Consider the following 21,671-nt stretch of genomic DNA (forward strand, 5'->3'; position numbering starts at 1 on the left):
TTACTTTTCAAGATTCACTATATAAAAATAAGACCTTCTATTTTTTTGATGTTCTTCTTCCGTACATTTATTTTGATTTAAATCATCACAATTGTTTAATAATTGTTCTTCTCCATAACCAATGGCACTTTCTATTCTTTCCTCTGAAATACCCCTTGAAATAATATAGTTTTTTGTAGAAATCGCTCTTCTTTTTGATAATTGCTTGTTATACTTTTTTGTTCCTCTACTATCGGTATGAGATTCTATTTTGATAATCATTTCAGGATTATTTTTCATAACCGAAACAATATGTTCTAACTCATACTCTGCATCTTCTCGAATGTTATACAAATCAAAATCAAAGTATATGGGATTAATTACTATTTGATCTTCCACAATTAACGGTTCTAATTGTAAATTAGTTATAATTGATTTATTGTTAACATCAAATGTTTGTACTTCTTTTTGATCATTTCTATAATCTTCTTTTGAGGCTATAACAACAAACTTTTTCTCACAATCTATTTCATCAAAAATATAACTTCCATCTTCATTTGTTCTTTCTGATTTTAAAACATTTCCTTTCTCATCAATCAGTTTTACCGTAGCATTTTCAATAGGTTCATTTGTACCTACTGCTGTTACAACTCCTTTGATACTTTCTTTACAGTTATAAATCATATAACTATAAATATCATCATCTCCTTTTCCTCCTTTTCTATTTGACGAAAAGAAACCACTTGTTTTTTCATCATTTATTACAAATGCAAAATCATCCAAACTTCCATTTACCGGAGCTCCTAAATTAACTGGTTTTGAAAAAGAATTATCCTGACTCCTTGATTCAAAAACATCTAAAGCTCCCAATCCTAAATGACCGTCAGATGAAAAATATAATGTTCCATCCATTCCTACATATGGAAACATTTCTCTCCCTTCTGTATTTATTATATTACCTAAATTTTCTGGCTTACTATAACCGTCATTATCTAAAATATTTACTTTATAAATATCTGTTGCTCCAATTCCTCCGGGCATATCAGAAACAAAATATAACGTTTTCTTATCCGGACTTAAAGCTGGATGCCCACACGAAAATCCATCTGCATTAAATGGTAATTCTTTTACATTTTTCCATTCTCCTTTTATATTCTCAGCCTTGAATATTTTTAAATGTGTTATACTATTTTTATCTCCTTTTAATTTATCATCATTATAATTGTCTCTAGTAAAATACATTGTTTTCCCATCTCTAGTAATAATTACATTAGATTCATGATAACGAGTGTTAATCGATTTCAACTTCTTTACACCTGACACATCTATCAATTCACTTTCATCATTGAATGTTTCTTCTGCTTCGTAAATATTTAAAAAAGGTTGATTATTCCATTTGTATAAGTTTTTATCAAACTTAGTTCCTTGGGGTTTTGTAGATGCGAAGTATAATTTATTATTAAAAATAAATCCTCCAAAATCGGAATACGCTGTATTTGATGACAGGTTATTAATATTTACAAACGTTTTTTTCTTCTTCGAATAATTCACAAAGTAATCTTTATTATTCTCCAAAGCTATAGCCCTACTATCAGTACTCTTTACTTTTTTTAGTTTTCTCAACCAAGTATCAGACTCTTTAACTTTGCCATTACTTTTTAAAACCTGTGCATATCTAAAAATGTATTCTGGTAAAACAATCGTTTCATGTTTTTCCATCAATAAAGCATACCATTTTTCTGCTTCTATTGATTCTGTATTGAAATAATAAGCATCTCCCAATCTACTTATTATTGCCATTGAAGTATCTCCTTTTTGATATATTGACTCATACAATTCAGCAGCCTTTTTATATGCATACTCCTTAAAATATCTATTGGCTGCATATTTCCTTTGAGAATATCCTAAAACCGTGTTTAGTAAAATTACTATGAATATAATTTTTTTCATTTTTTAAGCTTTAAAAGAATCTTGGTGATTTCAATACGTTTGGTTTAAAAATCTCATAACGCAACATCAGTTCATAAGTACCAGAATTATAATTACTGTAATTAGTAGTTGTTAAATCGTAAGCAAACCCAATATGCAATCCTTTTGATGCTTGTAGTCCTAATAAAGCACTAATAGAATCGTCCCATCTCCATGCTAGTCCTACTCTGAACTTTTCATTAAACAAAACATTTGCAGATAAATCGATTGAAATCGGAGCTCCATTCACCACTTTAGCTAGAGCTGCAGGCTTAAATTTTATACGTTCACTTAAATCAAAAACATATCCTCCTATCAAAAAGAAATGCAATCGTTCTTCAGCTTCGTCTCCTCCATTAAAAGTATCATCGTAATGAGTGGTTCTTAAAATATTTGGAACTGCTAACCCCATATACCATTTAGGTTTGTGATAGTAGATTCCTGCTCCTATAGTAGGTAAAAATTTATTCACGTTACTTTCAAATAAAATATCAGGGTTTTCAGAAATTCCTTTTGACCAATCAATATTCAAATGTCTTCCACCTAATTTTAATCCAAAAGCTAAATTTCCTTCATCACTAGTTCTTACTGTATAAGAAACATTAACATCCAAATAAATTTCACTAGATGGTCCTATATTATCATTAGTTAAATTCACCCCTAATCCTACCCCTGAATACCCCAATGGTGTATCATAACTCAACGTTTGTGTATCAGGAGCTCCTTCAACCCCCACCCATTGGGTTCTTCCTAAAGCAGTAATAGTAGTATGTCCTCTTGATCCAACATAAGCTGGATTTACACTCATTGTATTATACATATATTGTGTATACTGCGGATCTTGCTGAGAACACACTTCAAGAGTTAGTAATAAGAAAATTATAGTTATTATTTTAAAATGTGAATTATTCATATCTTTTTCTATTCAAATTATTTTTACCTGTTAATGTACAACCAGCCTACAATTGGCTTTTCATTATTCCCTAAGCTTAATACATAGTAATAAGTCCCTACTGGTAGTTTAACGTCTTTTTCTACAGTTGCTCTTCCATTTGAAGTACCATCCCAAGTATTATCATAACCTTTCTTTTTATAAACCAAATTCCCCCATCTATTAAAAATTTCTAGCGTGTTATTTGGATACTTTTCTATACAATCTATTTTAAACCTACTATTGACTGTATCATCATCATTAGGTGAAAACTCATTAAATACTGTTAAACAAATAGGAGTTACACTAGCTGATGAAGAATTATTTGAAGAATCACCATCAAACTGATCTAAATTAGATACATTGACTATATTCAAATAGTCTCCTGAAGATTTCACTTTTACAATTAAATATAATTTGATTATTTCATTTGAATTAAGCGTAGGTATTAGCCACAAACCGGCTATATCGTCATAAGTTCCTGAACTAGCTGTGTAAGAAACAAACTCATACCCATCTGGTAAAACTTCTTCTATCTCAACATTGGTTGCAACACCTGGACCATTATTTGTTAAAGTAATAGTAAACATAACATTAGTATTAGCCCTTGGCTCAAGATTATCCACTTCTTTTGTCAAAGCTAAATCTACACCTTGTAATAAGATTTCGACACTACTTTCATCGTCTTCACTCTGATCTCCATCATCATTATCCACCTCACTATCAATATCGTACTGATCACTTTTTATTACTTGCACTATATTTTTATATTCATCTACAGCTCCTGTTGGAGCTTTTATAGTAGCGTCATACGTTAATTGTAATCCAGAGCTAGTTACTGTCAGATTAGACCATGTAATTTTATTTCCAATTAAAACTCCTCCATTTGTAATCGAAGTTATATTCTCATAACCTGCAGGTAAAACATCTTCTACACTTACACCTGTTGCTGTATTAGCTCCTGAATTACTTAAATCAATTGTAAAAGTGACTACATCCCCAACATTTGGCGTTGGGTTACTAATAGTTTTTTGTAAACTTAAATCAACTACTTGAGGAATAATAACAATACTATCTTCATCATCTTCACTTTGATCCCCATCATCATTATTTACATTACTATCTATATCTCCACTATCACTTGCAGTAATCTGAGCTATGTTTTTATATTCATTTGCTACTCCTGTAGGAGCCTTAACAGTTGCTTTATATGTTAAGTTGATTCCTGAAGTGTTTATTGTTAAATCACTCCAAGTAATTTTACTTCCACTTAAAACACCTCCATTACTTATCTGAGTTATACTCTCATAACCAGAAGGTAATATATCTTCTACACTAACGTCATTTGCTACACTAGGTCCTTGATTATTTATCAATAAAGTAAACGTGACAACATCACCTACATTTGGAGTTAAGTTATCAACTATTTTAATCAAGCTCAAATCAGCACATTTTCCAACAATAACTGTTGATTTACTACTGATAACACTTGTACAACCTGTTCCTGCATTGCTAACTACCACTTGATAATATAAAGTTCCTTCGGTAGAAGTGACTGGGCTATAATTGGCTGTTGTACCTCCTGTTCCACTGGTTACATCACTATATGGGCCTGCTAAGCTTGTTGCTGATTGCCATTGATAGGTTAAACTTCCTACGCCACCACTCGCTGCTACATTTAGAGTCACTGCTCCATCTTTACAAACAGTCGTGCTTGCTGCTGGCTGAGTATCGATGGTTGGTAATGCATTTACTGTAACTGTTGATTTATTACTGGTAACACTAGTACAACCTGTTCCTGCATTGCTAACTACCACTTGATAATATAAAGTTCCTTCGGTAGAAGTGACTGGGCTATAATTGGCTGTTGTACCTCCTGTTCCACTGGTTACATCACTATATGGGCCTGCTAAGCTTGTTGCTGATTGCCATTGATAGGTTAAACTTCCTACGCCACCACTCGCTGCTACATTTAGAGTCACTGCTCCATCTTTACAAACAGTCGTGCTTGCTGCTGGCTGAGTATCGATGGTTGGTAATGCATTTACTGTAACTGTTGATTTATTACTGGTAACACTAGTACAACCTGTTCCTGCATTGCTAACTACCACTTGATAATATAAAGTTCCTTCGGTAGAAGTGACTGGGCTATAATTGGCTGTTGTACCTCCTGTTCCACTGGTTACATCACTATATGGGCCTGCTAAGCTTGTTGCTGATTGCCATTGATAGCTTAGACTTCCTATGCCACCACTGGCTGCTACATTTAAAGTCACTGCACCATCTTTACAAACTGTTGTGCTTGCGGCTGGCTGGGTATCAATGGTTGGTAATGCATTTACTGTAACAGTAGATTTACTACTGGTAACACTCGTACAGCCTGTTCCTGTATTGCTAACTACCACTTGATAATATAAAGTTCCTTCAGTAGAAGTTACTGGACTATAACTCGCAGTTGTACCTCCTGTTCCACTAGTTACATTACTATAAGGTCCTGCTAAACTTGTTGCTGATTGCCATTGATAGGTTAAACTTCCTACGCCACCACTCGCCGCGACATTTAAAGTCACTGCCCCGTCTTTACAAACAGTTGTACTGGCTGCTGGCTGAGTATCGATGGTAGGTAATGCATTTACTCTTACTGTTGATTTACTACTTATAACACTAGTACAACCTGTTCCTGTATTGCTAACTACCACTTGATAATATAAAGTTCCTTCAGTAGAAGTTACTGGACTATAACTCGCAGTTGTACCTCCTGTTCCACTAGTTACATTACTATAAGGTCCTGCTAAACTTGTTGCTGATTGCCATTGATAGGTTAAACTTCCTACGCCACCACTAGCTGCTACATTTAGAGTCACTGCTCCATCTTTACAAACAGTCGTGCTTGCGGCTGGCTCAGTATCGATGGTTGGTAATGCATTTACTGTTACTGTTGATTTACTACTGGTAACACTAGTACATCCTGTTCCTCCATTACTCACTACTACTTGATAATATAAAGTTCCTTCGGTTGAAGTTACTGGACTATAACTCGCCGTTGTACCACCTGTTCCACTAGCTACATCACTATAAGGCCCTGCTAAACTTGTTGCTGATTGCCATTGATAAGTTAAATTTCCTACTCCACCACTAGCTGCTACATTTAAAGTCACTGCTCCATCTTTACAAACAGTCGTGCTTGCGGCTGGCTCAGTATCAATTGTTGGTAATGCATTTACCGTCACTGTTGATTTACTACTTATAACACTAGTACATCCTGTTCCTGCATTGCTAACTACCACTTGATAATATAAAGTTCCTTCGGTAGAAGTGACTGGACTATAACTCGCTGTTGTACCTCCTGTTCCACTAGTTACATCACTATAAGGTCCTGCTAAACTTATTGCTGATTGCCATTGATAGCTTAAACTTCCTACGCCACCACTAGCTGCTACATTTAGAGTCACTGCTCCATCTTTACAAACAGTCGTACTTGCGGCTGGCTCAGTATCGATGGTTGGAACTTGGTTAACTATAACTGTTGATTTATTACTGGTAACACTGGTACATCCCGTACCTGCATTGCTAACTACCACTTGATAATATAAAGTTCCTTCGGTAGAAGTGACTGGACTATAACTCGCCGTTGTACCTCCTGTTCCACTGGTTACATTACTATAAGGCCCTGCTAAACTTGTTGCTGATTGCCATTGATAAGTTAAACTTCCTACGCCACTACTCGCTGCTACATTTAGAGTCACTGCTCCATCTTTACAAACAGTCGTGCTTGCTGCTGGCTGAGTATCGATGGTTGGTAATGCATTTACTGTAACTGTTGATTTACTACTTATAACACTAGTACATCCTGTTCCTGCATTGCTAACTACCACTTGATAATATAAAGTTCCTTCGGTAGAAGTGACTGGGCTATAATTGGCTGTTGTACCTCCTGTTCCACTGGTTACATCACTATATGGGCCTGCTAAGCTTGTTGCTGATTGCCATTGATAGGTTAAACTTCCTATGCCACCACTGGCTGCTACATTTAAAGTCACTGCACCATCTTTACAAACTGTTGTGCTTGCGGCTGGCTGGGTATCAATGGTTGGTAATGCATTTACTGTAACAGTAGATTTACTACTGGTAACACTCGTACAGCCTGTTCCTGTATTGCTAACTACCACTTGATAATATAAAGTTCCTTCAGTAGAAGTTACTGGACTATAACTCGCAGTTGTACCTCCTGTTCCACTAGTTACATTACTATAAGGACCTGCTAAACTTGTTGCTGATTGCCATTGATAGCTTAGACTTCCTACGCCACCACTCGCCGCGACATTTAAAGTCACTGCCCCGTCTTTACAAACAGTTGTACTGGCTGCTGGCTGAGTATCGATGGTAGGTAATGCATTTACTCTTACTGTTGATTTACTACTTATAACACTAGTACAACCTGTTCCTGCATTGCTAACTATCACTTGATAATATAAAGTTCCTTCCGTTGAAGTTACTGGACTATAACTCGCTGTTGTACCTCCTGTTCCACTGGTTACATCACTATAAGGTCCTGCTAAACTTGTTGCAGACTGCCATTGATAGCTTAGACTTCCTACGCCGCCACTCGCTACTATATTTAGAGTCACTGCTCCATCTTTACAAACAGTCGTACTTGCGGCTGGCTCAGTATCGATGGTTGGAACTTGGTTAACTATAACTGTTGATTTATTACTGGTAACACTGGTACATCCCGTACCTTCATTGCTAACTACCACTTGATAATATAAAGTTCCTTCGGTAGAAGTGACTGGACTATAACTCGTCGTTGTACCTCCTGTTCCACTGGTTACATTACTATAAGGCCCTGCTAAACTTGTTGCTGATTGCCATTGATAAGTTAAACTTCCTACGCCACCACTAGCTGCTACATTTAGAGTCACTGCTCCATCTTTACAAACAGTCGTGCTTGCTGCTGGCTGAGTATCGATGGTTGGTAATGCATTTACTGTAACAGTAGATTTACTACTGGTAACACTAGTACAACCTGTTCCTGCATTGCTAACTACCACTTGATAATATAAAGTTCCTTCGGTAGAAGTGACTGGGCTATAATTGGCTGTTGTACCTCCTGTTCCACTGGTTACATCACTATATGGGCCTGCTAAGCTTGTTGCTGATTGCCATTGATAGGTTAAACTTCCTACGCCACCACTCGCTGCTACATTTAGAGTCACTGCTCCATCTTTACAAACAGTCGTGCTTGCTGCTGGCTGAGTATCGATGGTTGGTAATGCATTTACTGTAACTGTTGATTTATTACTGGTAACACTAGTACAACCTGTTCCTGCATTGCTAACTACCACTTGATAATATAAAGTTCCTTCGGTAGAAGTGACTGGGCTATAATTCGCTGTTGTACCTCCTGTTCCACTGGTTACATACTATGGTCCTATAAACTTGTTGCAGACTGCCATTGATAGCTTAGACTTCCTACGCCGCCACTCGCTACTACATTTAAAGTCACTGCTCGTGCTTGCTTGAGTGCTAGTATCTATGGTTGGTAATGCATTTACTGTAACTGTTGATTTATTACTGGTAACACTAGTACAACCTGTTCCTGCATTGCTAACTACCACTTGATAATATAAAGTTCCTTCGGTAGAAGTGACTGGGCTATAATTGGCTGTTGTACTCCTGTTCCACTGGTTACATCACTATAAGGTCCTACTAAACTTGTTGCCACCATTGATAGCTTAGACTTCCTACGCCGCCACTCGCTACTATTTAAAGTCACTGCTCCGTCTTTACAAACGGTCGTGCTTGCTGCTGGCAAGTATCGATGGTAGGTAATGCATTTACTATCACTGTTGATTTACTACTGGTAACACTGGTACATCCTGTTCCTGCATTGCTAACTACCACTTGATAATATAAAGTTCCTTCGTTTGAAGTTACTGGACTATAATTCGCTGTTGTACCTCCTGTTCCACTAGTTACATTATCAAGGTGGTGATTGCCATTGATAGCTTAAACTTCCTACGCCACCACTTGCTGCTACATTTAAAGTAATGCAGTCGTACTTGCTGCTGGCTGAGTATCAATCATTTACTGTAACTGTTGATTTACTACTGGTAACACTAGTACTGTTCCTTCGGTTGAAGTTACTCGCCGTTGTACCTGTAGCTACATCACTATAAGGCCCTGCTAAACTTGTTGCTGATTGCCATTGATAAGTTAAATTTCCTACTCCACCACTAGCTGCTACATTTAAAGTCACTGCTCCATCTTTACAAACAGTCGTGCTTGCGGCTGGCAGTATCAAGTTGGTAACATTTCCTGTTGATTTACTACTTATAACACTAGTACATTCCTGCATTGCTAACTACTACTTGATAATATAAAGTTCCTTCGGTTGAAGTTACTGGACTATAACTCGCTGTTGTACCTCCTGTTCCACTAGTACATCACTATAAGGTCCTGCTAAACTTATTGCTGATTGCCATTGATAGCTTAAACTTCCTACGCCACCACTACTGCTACATTTAGAGTCACTGCTCCATCTTTACAAATAACTTGCGGCCCTATCGATGGTTGGAACTTGGTTAACTAAACTGTTGATTTATTACTGGTGTTGCTGATTGCTAACTACCACTTGATAATATAAAGTTCCTTCGGTAAATGACTGGACTTAACTCGCCGTTGTACTCCTGTTCCACCACTATAAGGCCCTGCTAAACTTGTTGCTGAGCATTGATAAGTTAAACTTCCTACGCCACCACTCGCTGCTACATTTAAGTCACTGCCATCTTTACAAACAGTCGTGCTTGCTGCTGGCTGAGTATCGATGGTTTTACAAACAGTAACACGTACAACCTGTTCCTGCATTGCTAACTACCACTTGATAATATAAAGTTCCTTCGGTAGAAGTGTTGTACCTCCTGTTCCACTGGTTACATCAATTGCCTGCTGCTTGTTGCTGATTGCCATTGATAGGTTAAACTTCCTATGCCACCACTGGCTGCTACATTTAAAGTCACTGCACCATCTTTACAAATGTTGTGCTTGCGGCTGGCTGGGTATCTAATGGTTGGTAATGCATTTACTGTAACAGTAGATTTACTACTGGTAACACTCGTACAGCCTGTTCCTATTGCTAACCACTTGATAATATAAAGTTCCTTCGTTTGAAGTTACTACATTCGCTGTTGTACCTCCTGTTCCACTGGTTACATCACTATAAGGTCCTGCTAAACTTGTTGCAACTGCCATTGATACTTCCTACTTGCTACTACAATTAAATACTGCTCCGTCTTTACAAAGTCGTGCTTGCTGCTGGCTGAGTATCGATGGTTGGTAATGCATTTAGAAGTGATTTATTACTGTAACACTAGTACAACCTGTTCCTATTGCTAACTACCTCGCTATAATTGTGTTGTACCTCCTGTTCCACTGGTTACATCACTATAAGGTCCTACTAAACCTAGACTTCCTACGCCGCCACTAAAGTCACTGCTCCGTCTTTACAAACGGTCGTGCTTGCTGCTGGCTGAGTATCGATGGTAGGTAATGCATTTACTATCACTGTTGATTTACTACTGGTAACATGGTACATCCTGTTCCTGCATTGCTAACTACCACTTGATAATTAAAGTTCCTTCGTTTGAAGTTACTGGACTATAATTCGCCATTAGTTACATTACTATAAGGCTTAAACTTTCCTACCGCCTACATTTAAAGTCACTGCGCCATCTTTACAAACAGTCGTACTTGCTGCTGGCTGAGTATCAATGGTTGGTAATGCATTACTGTAACTGTTGATTTACTACTGGTAACACTGTACATCCTGTTCCTCCATTCCACTACTACTTGATAATATAAAGTTCCTTACATAACTCGCCGTTGTACCACCTGTTCCACTAGCTACATCACTATAAGGCCCTGCTAAACTTGTTGCTGATTGCGGCCACTGGCTACATTTAAAGTCACTGCTCCATCTTTAGTCGTGCTTGCGGATGTTGGTAATGCATTTGGAACTTATAACACTAGTACATCCTGTTCCTGCATTGCTAACTAACTTTATAAACTCCTTCGGTAGAAGTGACTGGACTATAACTCGCTGTTGTACTCCTGTTCCACTAGTACATCTATAAGGTCCGCTAAACTTATTACCATTGATAGCTTAAACTTCCTACGCCACCACTTGCTGCTACATTTAGTCACTGCTCCATCTTTACAAACAGTCGTACTTGCGGCACAGTATCGATGGTGGTTAACTATAACTGTTAATTACTGGTAACAGTGGTACATCCCGTACCGCATTGCTAACTACCACTTGATAATATAAAGTTCCTAGAAGTGACTGGACTATAACTCGCCGTTGTACCTCCTGTTCCACTGGTTACATTACTATAAGGCCCTGCTAAACTTGTTGCTGATTGCCATTGATAGGTTAAACTTCCTACGCCACCACTCGCTCCTACATTTAGAGTCACTGCTCCATCTTTACAAACTGTCGTACTTGCCACTGGTTGGGTATCAATTGAAAAAGCTTCATTAACAGTTATAGTTACTGATACTTTTGCACTCACACACACACCTACCGTGTTACTTACATAATACGTTTTTACTCCCGCTGAAGCTGTACTTGGCACAGTAGAAGCAGACAAAACTGTTGTTGCATCTGAATCATACCATGTTAAAACACCTGAACCTGTAGCTCTCATTGATAAAGGATCAGCTGCTGTTCCCTCACAATAAACTCCATTAGTTACAATTGGCAACGGTGCTTGTGCTTGTTCTATTATTTCTTGTTCTGCACTTGTTACACTTCCACAGTTTTGCGAATCTGTCAAAACTATTTTATAAAATCCAGGTTGTAAACCTGTATAACTTCCATCACTATCTCCATCTGTTTGAGATGCATCTATAAAAACTCCTCCCGAACTAGTAGCATATAAGAGGTTATAAGAATAAGGAGCTACTCCTCCTGAACCTGTTGCTGATAAACTTCCATTATTCGCTCCTTGACAACTATTCATTGAACTTAAAGCCGATAATGTTGCTGTTATACTTTCAACAATAGTAATAGTTATATCATCCGTACTTGGAGTACATCCTCCACTACTTACTGTCCATCTTAATATTGCCGTATCACCTGCATTAGCATTTGTTAAAGTTAATGTTGATGTAGGGCTATTAGGACTATCAAAAACAACATCTCCAGAAGACAATCCTATACCACTTACAAAAGACCAGGTTCCTAATCCGCTCGTAGGAGCAGTTGCGGCTAATCTTGCATCCAATACACATAGATCCATTGCCGCTTGCCCTGCATCTGCAGTACTCGGTGCTTCGTGAACTGTTATTGTTATTTCATCTAATTTTTGACAATCTCCACTACCAGTTGTCCATCTAAATATATAGATTCCTGGATTTGTTAAACCTGTAATAGTAGTTGTTTGAGCATTTGGATTAGAAATCCCTATACTTGCCGCAGAAGGTAAACCTGCAGAACTTGTAGCTTGACTAAGAGATTCTCGATAAGTCCAAGTACCTGAAACTTCAGCTGCAGTTACAGAAACCGAACTTGTTGGTAAACATAATGATTGATCTACCGTAGTTATACTCGCTGTATTAGTTAACGCATTATTAATTGTTACATCATCAGAAGAACCTACACATGAAGAACCTCCTGGGATTGTAAGTGTATAGGTAAATACATAATTATTACCTGGAATAATTGTAGCCTTAGCCATATTGGCATTAATTGCTACTGGTGTAGGGCTATCTATACCTGTAGAACTTTGAAAACTCCAAGTACCAGTAGAACCTACAGTACCTTGTAATAACACTTCATTAGCAGCACACAAATCTTGATCATTTCCTGCATTTGCTGGAGCCACAACATTAATTGTTAAATCTGCACTACTTCCTAAATTACATGTTGGATCAGCACTTGGATAAAGAGGAGAACTAGTCCACTTATATTCATACGTTCCAGTTACCAAACCACTTATTGTAGCTGTTGGTGAATTTGCATCATTTATTGAAGGTGTATTCGGACCTGAAACCCAAACCCATTTTCCAACCCCTACAGTAACTGGGTTAGCATTTAATGTAGCCGTATTAGAACAAGAAGCTATTGTTGGTACAGCTACACTTGCTACGGTTGGAGTATTTGTTATTGTAAAAACAACTTTATCATTCACAAAACAATCTGCTAACGAAACCCTCCATTCAAATTCATATTTCCCATCACTTAAGTTAGAAAACATTGCTGTAGGACTTGTTATATCTGTTACCGTCCAACCTGCTGGACCAAACGTTTGCACCCAAGTACCTCCTCCATTTGGATTTGCATCTGCTGCCATAGTTATCGTACTAGCTCCACAAATATCCTGATCTGCACCAGCTGAAGGCACAGAATTTAATAGTGATACGTTTACAGTATCTTCGGTTATATTTAAAGGACAAGAAGTATTTGTTATCCTCCATTTAAACTCATAATTTCCTGGCACCAACCCTGTAATAGATGTAGACGCTGAATTAATATCTGAAAAACTTGCTGTATTAGGTCCTGAAACTTGAGTCCAAGTTCCCATTTCTCCAGTAGTAATTGCTGTTGCGTTTAATGTAGTTGATGTGCCTGATGTTAAACAAATATCCGAACCTGCATTTGCTGTTGATGGACTTGTGTTCCCTGTAGTTGATACAATAACTGAGTCATTTATACTTCCACATGCATTAGATATCGTATACGTAAAGGTATAAACTGTTAAAGGGCTTAACCCCATAACTAATGTCTTAGGATCAGTATCATCAACAATAGTTACTCCTGCAGAAGGACTGACAGTCCATCTTCCTGCTTCATTTACTAGTAAAGCTGGACTTTGCATTTGATAACTTCCAGCACATACATTTACATCTGTACCTGCAAAATTTGCTGGATGAGATGGAGGTCCTGTAGATATAATTACTGAAACTTCATCTGAATCTAAAGGATCAATTGTACTTGTTGGACCGCTATTTATACTCCAACGAAATACATAAGCACCTGCTATAAGAGAAGATAACTCAGCATTTCTATCAAAAACATCTGATATTACCGCTGTATTAGGCCCACTAACCTGTGACCACATTCCTTCTCCTTGTACTGGTGTATTTCCTGCTAAGGTTGCTGTCGTTGTTGGTGTACATACATATATATCTGATCCCGCATTTGCATTTGTTGCTGGCCCAGAAATTTTCACTGTAATTTCATCAGCTGCATTCTCACATCCATTATTTACATCACCATTTGGTCGCCTAAGAACTCCTACAACATAAGTACCAATTTCTGTAAAAGTTAGCGTTAAATCTTTTCCAGATGATGAATTACCTGACGAGTTTGAACCTATCCCTACATAATTTGAAGTTGTAACTGGACCACTTAAGATTTTATATCTAGTATTAGAACCTGTATTATCTCTATTAATACCAAATTTTACGTCAACAGAACCAGAACTATCTAACGTTGCAAAGATACATTCCGAAGGAGTTCCATCATCAGTCAATTCAACAAACAACGGCTGTTTAATAAATTTAATTCGTACATCTTTGGTTTTAAAACAATCTGAATTATTATCTGGGCCTTTTACTGTATATCTAAATGTATAATTAACAAGATTTGCGTTACCTCCAGCCGTTTGAGATAATCCTGTCACTAAGGTTGTAGGCGAATTTGGATTTACTATTGTTACTCCTCCTGGCCCTGATACTTGAGTCCATTCGACAGTTTCTCCCGTCTTTTTGGGCGGATTAGCTACCAATAAATATTCTGTAGTTGGATTTGTATCACTATGACAAATTCTTATTACATCATCATCTATCAAACTATCTGCACTCGTAACTGAACCTGTTGGAGATGGAACCGTAACTGATACAGTGCTTGTCCCTGAAGCACAAGGACCTGATACCGTCCAACGAAAAACATAGGTACCTTCTATTAAATCATTAACTTTTGTATCTTTTTTATTTACATTCCTAATTTTAGGACTATTAGGCCCACTAACCAACTCCCAAAGTCCTTCCTGCCCATTAAACCCGTTTCCTCCATACGAACCATCTAAAGTTGCTGTTGTTGTTGCATCAAAACATGGTTTTAACACTTGATCTGCACCAGCAGACACCACTGGGTTCCCTCCTATATTTGTTACTGTTATTCTGGAAACTCCATCACAAGTAGTATTATCCCCATCGGAAATTCTCCATTCTAAAATAGTAGCACCCGATGATTCTTGAGGCAAATTTATAGTAGATGTTGGAGAATTCGAATTGGTTATTGTTAATCCTGCTCCATTAGAACCAATTATAGTCCAAGTACCAGTATAGCCTACACTAGGAGTATTTGCTGCTAATGAATAAGTTCCAGGACAATTTGTTATATCAGTTCCAGCTGTAGCTGTTGGACTGGGTTTTACAGTATAAACAACATCTTGAAAAGTTGAAAGGTTATCAGTACATACAGCTGTCAATCTAAATTTATATGTATTTCCTCCTGTTGCACCAGTAATATTTGGTTGATAAGCTGTAGGATCGCTTATCCCTATTGTTGGTCCAGCTATCTGGGTCCACAAAATAGTTCCGGGTTTTATATTTGCATCTCCAGACCCATCTAGTTTAAACTCTGCTCCTTCACAAATTTCTCCTCCTGCACCTGCATTAATACTACAATTTTGTGACTGAACATTAAAGTAACTTATTAACAGGAAAATTCCCATTAAAAATTTAATGCTTTTGTTCTTCATAAAAGTTTATTGATAGTTATTATATTCTTGTAGATATAAGGATATAATGTACCATAGATGCATATCTATTCTAACCCCAACTATATAATAGATAAATAAGATTACAACAATAATTTCATCTACGTATTAACCCCTATACATAGAAACAATTATGGATACTTAAACCCACAACAGTTAAAAAATTATTCTTGATTATAAAAAGTCTAGAAGTTTAATTTTTTCGAAGTATAACAAACTACTCTTAAATGAAGATACGTGATTTAAGGCTCTTTTTCTCATGATTCCGGGGGCGGTTTAAATTTAAAAACGACATAAATATAACATTTTAAATCATAAACACCTATTAATCAGCAAGAAAAGAAAAATACTCCTTGTATTTTTAACCACATTATATACACAAGGAGTTATTTATATGATTACTGAAATTGCGTAAGTCTTGCTACATACTTACCTATAACATCAAATTCAAGATTAATTTCACTACCTATTCTAAGGTTTTTAAAAGTAGTGTGTTCCAATGTATAAGGAATAATAGCTACACTAAATTCATCTTTTTTTGAATTTACTACTGTTAAACTTACTCCGTTTATTGTTATTGAACCTTTTTCAATAGTAATATTATTTCCATCAAAATCGTAAGAAAAAGTAAAAACCGTACTACCATCTTGATCTTGAATATTTTTACACACTCCAGTTTTATCAACATGACCTTGTACTATATGACCATCTAAACGCGCACCTAATTTCATTGCTCTCTCTAAGTTTACTTCATCACCACTTTTTAAACTACCAATATTTGTTTTATCAAGAGTCTCTTTAATAGCAGTAACCGTATATTCATTCCCTGAAATATTAACCACTGTTAAACAAACACCGTTGTGAGCAACACTTTGATCAATTTTTAATTCATTGGTAATATCACTTTGAATTGTGATATGTATATTTTCTTTATCTTTTTCTATACTTTTTACAGTTCCAAGAGTTTCAATTATTCCAGTAAACATTCTCTAAATTTTAGTTACTTTTGTTTGCATCAAAAATACAACTTTTACGCACGAAAGTAACTATGGATAATACAAACAAAATTATTGTTGGAATTTCAGTTGGAGATATAAATGGAATTGGTATCGAAATTATTTTAAAAACTTTCGAAGACAAACGTATGCTTGATTTTTGCACACCTGTTTTATTTGCATCAAACAAACTAATCTCTTACCATAAGAAAAACCTTAAACTGAATAATAGTATCCACAGTATTAATTCTATCGATAAAATTACTCATGGCAAGATAAATTTAGTAAATTCTTGGAAAGAAGAAGTAAAGATTGAGTTAGGTAAAACAACAAAAATTGGTGGTAAATTTGCTCATAAATCGCTTAAAGCTGCAACTACTGCTTTAAAAAATGATGCTATTGATATTTTACTTACCGCTCCTATAAGTAAAGATAATATTCAGTCTGAAGAATTTAATTTCCCTGGGCATACAGAATATTTAGAAGAAAACTTAGAAGGTAAAAGTTTAATGATTTTAATGACAGATGAACTTCGTATAGGTTTAATAACTGGACACATTCCAATTTCTCAAGTTGCAGAAACCATAACTCCAGAATTAATAGAAGCTAAGGTTGATATTATGCACACCTCATTAAAACAAGATTTTAATATCAGTAAACCTAAAATAGCTGTTTTAGGCTTAAATCCACATTGTGGTGACAAGGGAATTATAGGAAAAGAAGACGATGAAATTATCCGTCCAACTATAGCTAAAATTAAAGATGCTGGAAAATTAGTTTTCGGTCCTTATGCTGCCGATGGATTTTTTGGTTCAAAGACATACAAACAGTTTGATGGAGTTTTAGCAATGTACCATGATCAAGGTTTAGCTCCTTTTAAAGCTTTATCTTTTGGTAATGGTGTAAATTTCACAGCTGGATTGAGTAAAGTTAGAACCTCACCTGATCACGGAACTGGGTTTGATATTGCAGGTAAAAATAAGGCTAATCCATCTTCATTCAAGGAAGCTTTATTTACCTCATTACAAATATTTAAGAACAGAAAACAGCATAAAGAACTCACAAAAAATACGCTGAAAGTAAAATAGTTTATTTTTTTTAGGTAAAATATAAAAGTAAAAACATTTTTTATATCTTTGCACGCTCAAATTGATCATTATAAATGAAAGACTTAAAAGAATTCAACATACCTTTTGTAGGTTTAAAAGAAGGGAGTCATTTGTTTGAATATCAAATTGACAACACGTTCTTTGATGCATTTCAGTTTGATGAGTTTAACAATTCAAACATAGACGCTAATGTTATTTTCGTAAAAAAAAGTACTCTTTTTGAGCTTTCTTTTACTATTAAAGGAACTGTAAATGTTCCTTGTGACATTACAAATGAACCATTTGATTTAAAAATTGAGGGTAATTTAAACTTAGTTGTTAAGTTTGGACCTGAATTTGATGATGGACACGATGAAATTTTGATTCTTCCACATGAAGCTTATCAAATAAACATAGCTCAATATATATATGAGTTAGCAGTTTTATCTGTTCCAAGAAAAAGGATTCACCCAAATGTAATCGATGGATCTATGGAATCTGATGCATTAAAAAGATTAGAGGAATTAAGAATAAACGAAGAAAAACCTGTTGAAGAAGAAGAATCAACAGACCCTAGATGGGATAAATTAAAGGATTTACTAACAGATAAATAAAATATAAGATGGCACATCCAAAGAGAAAAATATCAAAAACTAGAAGAGATAAAAGAAGAACTCACTATAAGGCTTCTGTACCTCAAATAGCTGTTGATCCTACTACTGGAGAATCTCATTTATACCACAGAGCTCACTGGCATGAAGGAAAATTATACTACAGAGGTCAAGTAGTATTAGAAGGTGCAGCTGCTGAGGCTTAAAAATTAGTTAAAAAAATAAAAAACCCTCTTAAACAGAGGGTTTTTTGTGTTTTTAAACCAAAAATTAACGTTTTTGGTAATTTTTTCTATACAAAAGTGAAATAATTTTCATTTCTTTGAAAACTCGTTTTACGACAAAACAAACAACTATGACTAAAATAACTGCAGCTATCACAGCGGTAGGGAAATATCTTCCAGAATACGCTCTTACAAATAAAGAGCTGGAGACTATGGTAGACACCAATGATGAGTGGATTACTACCAGAACTGGAATTAAGGAAAGAAGGATTCTTAAAGGAGAAGGTCTTGGAACTTCTTTTATGGCCATAAAAGCTGCCGAGGATTTACTTCAAAAATCAAATGTTAAACCTGAAGAAATAGACATGGTTATTGTTGCAACTGCAACTCCTGACCTACCTGTAGCTTCAACTGCTGCCTACACTGCTTCACAAATTGGAGCTGTAAATGCATTTTCATATGATTTACAAGCAGCTTGTTCAAGTTTCTTATATGGTATGTCTACAGCTTCTAGCTACATAGAAAGTGGTCGTTATAAAAAAGTTTTGCTTATTGGAGCAGATAAAATGTCTTCGATCATCGACTATACGGATAGAGCTACTTGTATAATTTTTGGTGATGGTGCTGGTGCAGCATTATTTGAACCAAATGAAGAAGGTTTAGGTTTACAAGATGAATATTTAAGAAGTGACGGTATTGGTCGTGAATTCTTAAAAATTGAAGCTGGAGGTTCAATTTTACCTGCTACTGAGGACACTATAAAGAACAGAAAACATTTTGTTCATCAAGAAGGAAAAACAGTATTTAAATATGCTGTTTCTAACATGGCTGACGTATCTGAAAAAATGTTAACTAGAAATAACTTAACAAAAGATGATATTCAGTGGTTAGTTCCACATCAAGCAAATAAAAGAATCATTGAAGCTACAGCTAATAGAGTTGGGCTTGAAAGTGATAGAGTAATGATGAATATACATAAGTACGGAAATACAACATCTGCTACTTTACCGTTATTACTTGCAGATTATGAAAAAGAGTTGAAAAAAGGAGATAATTTAATTTTTGCTGCATTTGGTGGAGGCTTCACATGGGGAGCTATCTATTTAAAATGGGCATATAATTCATAAAAAACCAAACAACTAAAATTAGGAAAATGGATATTAAAGAAATTCAAAGTCTTATAAAGTTTGTAGCTAAATCTGGTGCAAGCGAAGTGAAGTTAGAAATGGAGAATATTAAAATCACCATTAAAACTGGAAGTGAAACTCCTGAAACTACAATTATTCAAGCAGCTCCACAAATAGCTGCAGCTCCTCAAATGGTAGCTCAAGCTCCTGTAGCACAGCCAGCAACTCCTGCTGCTGCTCCTGCAAATGACGCTCCTGCTGCTGAGGACGATTCAAAATACATTACAATCAAATCTCCAATTATTGGAACATTTTATAGAAAACCTTCTCCAGACAAGCCAAACTTTGCTGAAGTAGGAACTGAAGTAAAAGTTGGTGATACTGTTTGTATTATTGAGGCAATGAAATTATTTAACGAAATTGAATCTGAAGTTTCAGGTAAAATCGTTAAAATATTAGTAGATGATTCTTCTCCGGTAGAATTTGATCAACCATTATTTTTAGTAGATCCATCTTAATTAACATATAACTCTAAATAAGAAGTACTGTACTTTTTATTTAGAGTTTTTAAATTTTAGAACATATGTTTAAAAAGATATTAATCGCCAATAGAGGTGAGATTGCGCTGCGCGTAATTAGAACCTGTAAAGAGATGGGAATTAAAACTGTGGCTGTTTATTCTAAAGCAGATGCAGAAAGTTTACACGTGAAGTTTGCTGACGAAGCTGTTTGTATTGGACCTGCTCCAAGTAACGAATCTTACTTAAAGATGGCAAACATTATAGCAGCAGCAGAAATTACAAATGCTGATGCAATACACCCAGGATATGGTTTCTTATCAGAAAATGCAAAATTCTCTAAATTATGTGAAGAGCACGAAATTAAGTTTATCGGTGCTTCTGCTGAGATGATTTCTAAAATGGGAGACAAAGCTACAGCGAAAGCAACTATGATTGCTGCTGGTGTGCCTTGTATTCCTGGTTCTGATGGTATTATTCCTGACTATGAGACTTGCGAACAGTTAGCTAATGATGCTGGTTACCCAGTAATGTTAAAAGCTACTGCAGGTGGTGGAGGTAAAGGTATGCGTGCTGTTTGGAAACAAGAAGATTTAAAAGATGCATGGGATTCTGCTCGTATGGAAGCGAAGGCTGCCTTTGGAAACGATGGAATGTACATGGAGAAATTAATTGAAGAGCCTCGTCATATTGAAATTCAAATTGTTGGAGATTCTTATGGTAAAGCTTGTCACTTATCTGAAAGAGACTGTTCTGTACAGCGTCGTCACCAGAAATTAACTGAAGAGACACCTTCTCCATTCATGACAGATGAATTAAGAGAAGCAATGGGTAAAGCTGCTGTAAAAGCTGCTGAATATATTAAGTATGAAGGTGCTGGAACTGTAGAGTTCTTAGTAGACAAACATCGTAACTTCTACTTTATGGAAATGAATACTCGTATCCAAGTAGAGCACCCAATTACAGAGGAAGTTGTTGATTACGATTTAATTCGTGAGCAAATTTTAGTAGCTGCTGGAGTACCAATCTCTGGTAAAAACTACTATCCTCAATTACACTCAATAGAATGTAGAATTAATGCTGAAGATCCTTTTAATGGATTTAGACCAGCTCCAGGAAAAATTACTTCATACCACGCACCAGGGGGTCATGGAGTACGTGTTGACACGCATGTATATGCTGGTTATATGATTCCACCGAACTATGATTCTATGATTTCTAAATTAATTGTTACTGCACAAACTCGTGAAGAAGCAATTAATAAAATGAAACGTGCATTAGATGAGTACGTAATTGAAGGAGTTAAAACTACTATTCCTTTCCATAGACAATTAATGGATCACCCAGATTATATTGCTGGTAATTATACCACAAAATTCATGGAGGATTTCGAAATGAAATAGATATAAAAATAAAAAGGTTAATGAATTTTCATTAGCCTTTTT

16 protein-coding genes are annotated in these 21,671 nt (G+C 36.0%); 6 read left to right on the forward strand and 10 right to left on the reverse strand.

Annotation, left to right across the window (positions count from 1 at the left end; genetic code table 11):
- The 10 genes from ACOQN8_RS04115 to ACOQN8_RS04160 form a co-directional block, all read right to left on the reverse strand.
- A complete protein-coding gene (locus ACOQN8_RS04115) occupies positions 1-1,929 on the reverse strand; it encodes an OmpA family protein (protein ID WP_420551716.1) in 1,929 nt (642 codons plus the stop codon).
- Positions 1,930-1,939: 10 nt separating this feature from the next.
- A complete protein-coding gene (locus ACOQN8_RS04120) occupies positions 1,940-2,860 on the reverse strand; it encodes a PorP/SprF family type IX secretion system membrane protein (protein ID WP_420551717.1) in 921 nt (306 codons plus the stop codon).
- Positions 2,861-2,883: 23 nt separating this feature from the next.
- A complete protein-coding gene (locus ACOQN8_RS04125; protein ID WP_420551718.1) occupies positions 2,884-8,223 on the reverse strand; it encodes a T9SS type B sorting domain-containing protein in 5,340 nt (1,779 codons plus the stop codon).
- Positions 8,224-8,301: 78 nt separating this feature from the next.
- On the reverse strand, positions 8,302-8,496 hold the full coding sequence (locus ACOQN8_RS04130; protein WP_420551719.1) for a hypothetical protein: 195 nt from the start codon (positions 8,494-8,496) through the stop codon (positions 8,302-8,304).
- Positions 8,490-8,693: a hypothetical protein gene (locus ACOQN8_RS04135; RefSeq protein ID WP_420551720.1), complete on the reverse strand. Its 204-nt coding sequence runs from the start codon at positions 8,691-8,693 to the stop codon at positions 8,490-8,492. Before ACOQN8_RS04135 ends, ACOQN8_RS04130 begins: the two co-directional genes overlap by 7 nt.
- Positions 8,694-8,957: 264 nt before the next feature.
- Entirely contained in the window at positions 8,958-9,236 is a 279-nt protein-coding gene (locus ACOQN8_RS04140) for a hypothetical protein (RefSeq protein WP_420551721.1), read from the reverse strand.
- A 743-nt stretch (positions 9,237-9,979) separates the two neighbouring features.
- Positions 9,980-10,129: a hypothetical protein gene (locus tag ACOQN8_RS04145; RefSeq protein ID WP_420551722.1), complete on the reverse strand. Its 150-nt coding sequence runs from the start codon at positions 10,127-10,129 to the stop codon at positions 9,980-9,982.
- A gap of 220 nt (positions 10,130-10,349) precedes the next feature.
- Positions 10,350-10,472: a hypothetical protein gene (locus tag ACOQN8_RS04150; RefSeq protein ID WP_420551723.1), complete on the reverse strand. Its 123-nt coding sequence runs from the start codon at positions 10,470-10,472 to the stop codon at positions 10,350-10,352.
- 709 nt (positions 10,473-11,181) lie between these two features.
- The gene (locus tag ACOQN8_RS04155; protein WP_420551724.1) at positions 11,182-15,645 is read right to left on the reverse strand and encodes a PKD domain-containing protein; all 4,464 of its coding nucleotides are present in this window, start codon (positions 15,643-15,645) and stop codon (positions 11,182-11,184) included.
- A 416-nt stretch (positions 15,646-16,061) separates the two neighbouring features.
- A complete protein-coding gene (locus tag ACOQN8_RS04160) occupies positions 16,062-16,649 on the reverse strand; it encodes a riboflavin synthase (RefSeq protein ID WP_420551725.1) in 588 nt (195 codons plus the stop codon).
- A gap of 62 nt (positions 16,650-16,711) precedes the next feature.
- On the opposite strand from ACOQN8_RS04160, the gene pdxA reads away from it, so the two are divergent.
- The 6 genes from pdxA (at position 16,712) to accC (ending at position 21,629) form a co-directional block, all read left to right on the forward strand.
- The gene (gene pdxA / locus ACOQN8_RS04165; protein WP_420551726.1) at positions 16,712-17,746 is read left to right on the forward strand and encodes a 4-hydroxythreonine-4-phosphate dehydrogenase PdxA; all 1,035 of its coding nucleotides are present in this window, start codon (positions 16,712-16,714) and stop codon (positions 17,744-17,746) included.
- Positions 17,747-17,820: 74 nt separating this feature from the next.
- A complete protein-coding gene (locus tag ACOQN8_RS04170; RefSeq protein WP_150898451.1) occupies positions 17,821-18,360 on the forward strand; it encodes a YceD family protein in 540 nt (179 codons plus the stop codon).
- A gap of 8 nt (positions 18,361-18,368) precedes the next feature.
- Entirely contained in the window at positions 18,369-18,563 is a 195-nt protein-coding gene (rpmF, locus tag ACOQN8_RS04175; protein ID WP_150898450.1) for a 50S ribosomal protein L32, read from the forward strand.
- A gap of 149 nt (positions 18,564-18,712) precedes the next feature.
- Complete coding sequence (locus ACOQN8_RS04180) at positions 18,713-19,708, forward strand: beta-ketoacyl-ACP synthase III (protein WP_235274191.1); 996 nt, start codon at positions 18,713-18,715, stop codon at positions 19,706-19,708.
- Positions 19,709-19,734: 26 nt separating this feature from the next.
- Entirely contained in the window at positions 19,735-20,226 is a 492-nt protein-coding gene (gene accB, locus ACOQN8_RS04185) for an acetyl-CoA carboxylase biotin carboxyl carrier protein (protein WP_420551727.1), read from the forward strand.
- Between the two features lie 65 nt (positions 20,227-20,291).
- Entirely contained in the window at positions 20,292-21,629 is a 1,338-nt protein-coding gene (accC, locus tag ACOQN8_RS04190; protein WP_150898447.1) for an acetyl-CoA carboxylase biotin carboxylase subunit, read from the forward strand.
- The last annotated feature ends 42 nt before the right edge of the window (positions 21,630-21,671 follow it).

Origin of the sequence: Tenacibaculum aiptasiae, from assembly GCF_965221665.1 — a bacterium.
Lineage (GTDB): Bacteria > Bacteroidota > Bacteroidia > Flavobacteriales > Flavobacteriaceae > Polaribacter > Polaribacter aiptasiae.

What these genes read in the sequence shown, in the direction of transcription:
- ACOQN8_RS04155 (WP_420551724.1), bottom strand. Translation starts at nt 15,645, where the DNA reads ATGAAGAACAAAAGCATTAAATTTTTAATGGGAATTTTCCTGTTAATA.
- rpmF (WP_150898450.1), top strand. Translation starts at nt 18,369, where the DNA reads ATGGCACATCCAAAGAGAAAAATATCAAAAACTAGAAGAGATAAAAGA.
- ACOQN8_RS04115 (WP_420551716.1), bottom strand. Translation starts at nt 1,929, where the DNA reads ATGAAAAAAATTATATTCATAGTAATTTTACTAAACACGGTTTTAGGA.
- ACOQN8_RS04120 (WP_420551717.1), bottom strand. Translation starts at nt 2,860, where the DNA reads ATGAATAATTCACATTTTAAAATAATAACTATAATTTTCTTATTACTA.
- accB (WP_420551727.1), top strand. Translation starts at nt 19,735, where the DNA reads ATGGATATTAAAGAAATTCAAAGTCTTATAAAGTTTGTAGCTAAATCT.
- ACOQN8_RS04160 (WP_420551725.1), bottom strand. Translation starts at nt 16,649, where the DNA reads ATGTTTACTGGAATAATTGAAACTCTTGGAACTGTAAAAAGTATAGAA.
- ACOQN8_RS04180 (WP_235274191.1), top strand. Translation starts at nt 18,713, where the DNA reads ATGACTAAAATAACTGCAGCTATCACAGCGGTAGGGAAATATCTTCCA.
- ACOQN8_RS04170 (WP_150898451.1), top strand. Translation starts at nt 17,821, where the DNA reads ATGAAAGACTTAAAAGAATTCAACATACCTTTTGTAGGTTTAAAAGAA.
- pdxA (WP_420551726.1), top strand. Translation starts at nt 16,712, where the DNA reads ATGGATAATACAAACAAAATTATTGTTGGAATTTCAGTTGGAGATATA.
- accC (WP_150898447.1), top strand. Translation starts at nt 20,292, where the DNA reads ATGTTTAAAAAGATATTAATCGCCAATAGAGGTGAGATTGCGCTGCGC.
- ACOQN8_RS04150 (WP_420551723.1), bottom strand. Translation starts at nt 10,472, where the DNA reads ATGTACCATGTTACCAGTAGTAAATCAACAGTGATAGTAAATGCATTA.
- ACOQN8_RS04145 (WP_420551722.1), bottom strand. Translation starts at nt 10,129, where the DNA reads ATGGCAGTTGCAACAAGTTTAGCAGGACCTTATAGTGATGTAACCAGT.
- ACOQN8_RS04140 (WP_420551721.1), bottom strand. Translation starts at nt 9,236, where the DNA reads ATGCAGGAATGTACTAGTGTTATAAGTAGTAAATCAACAGGAAATGTT.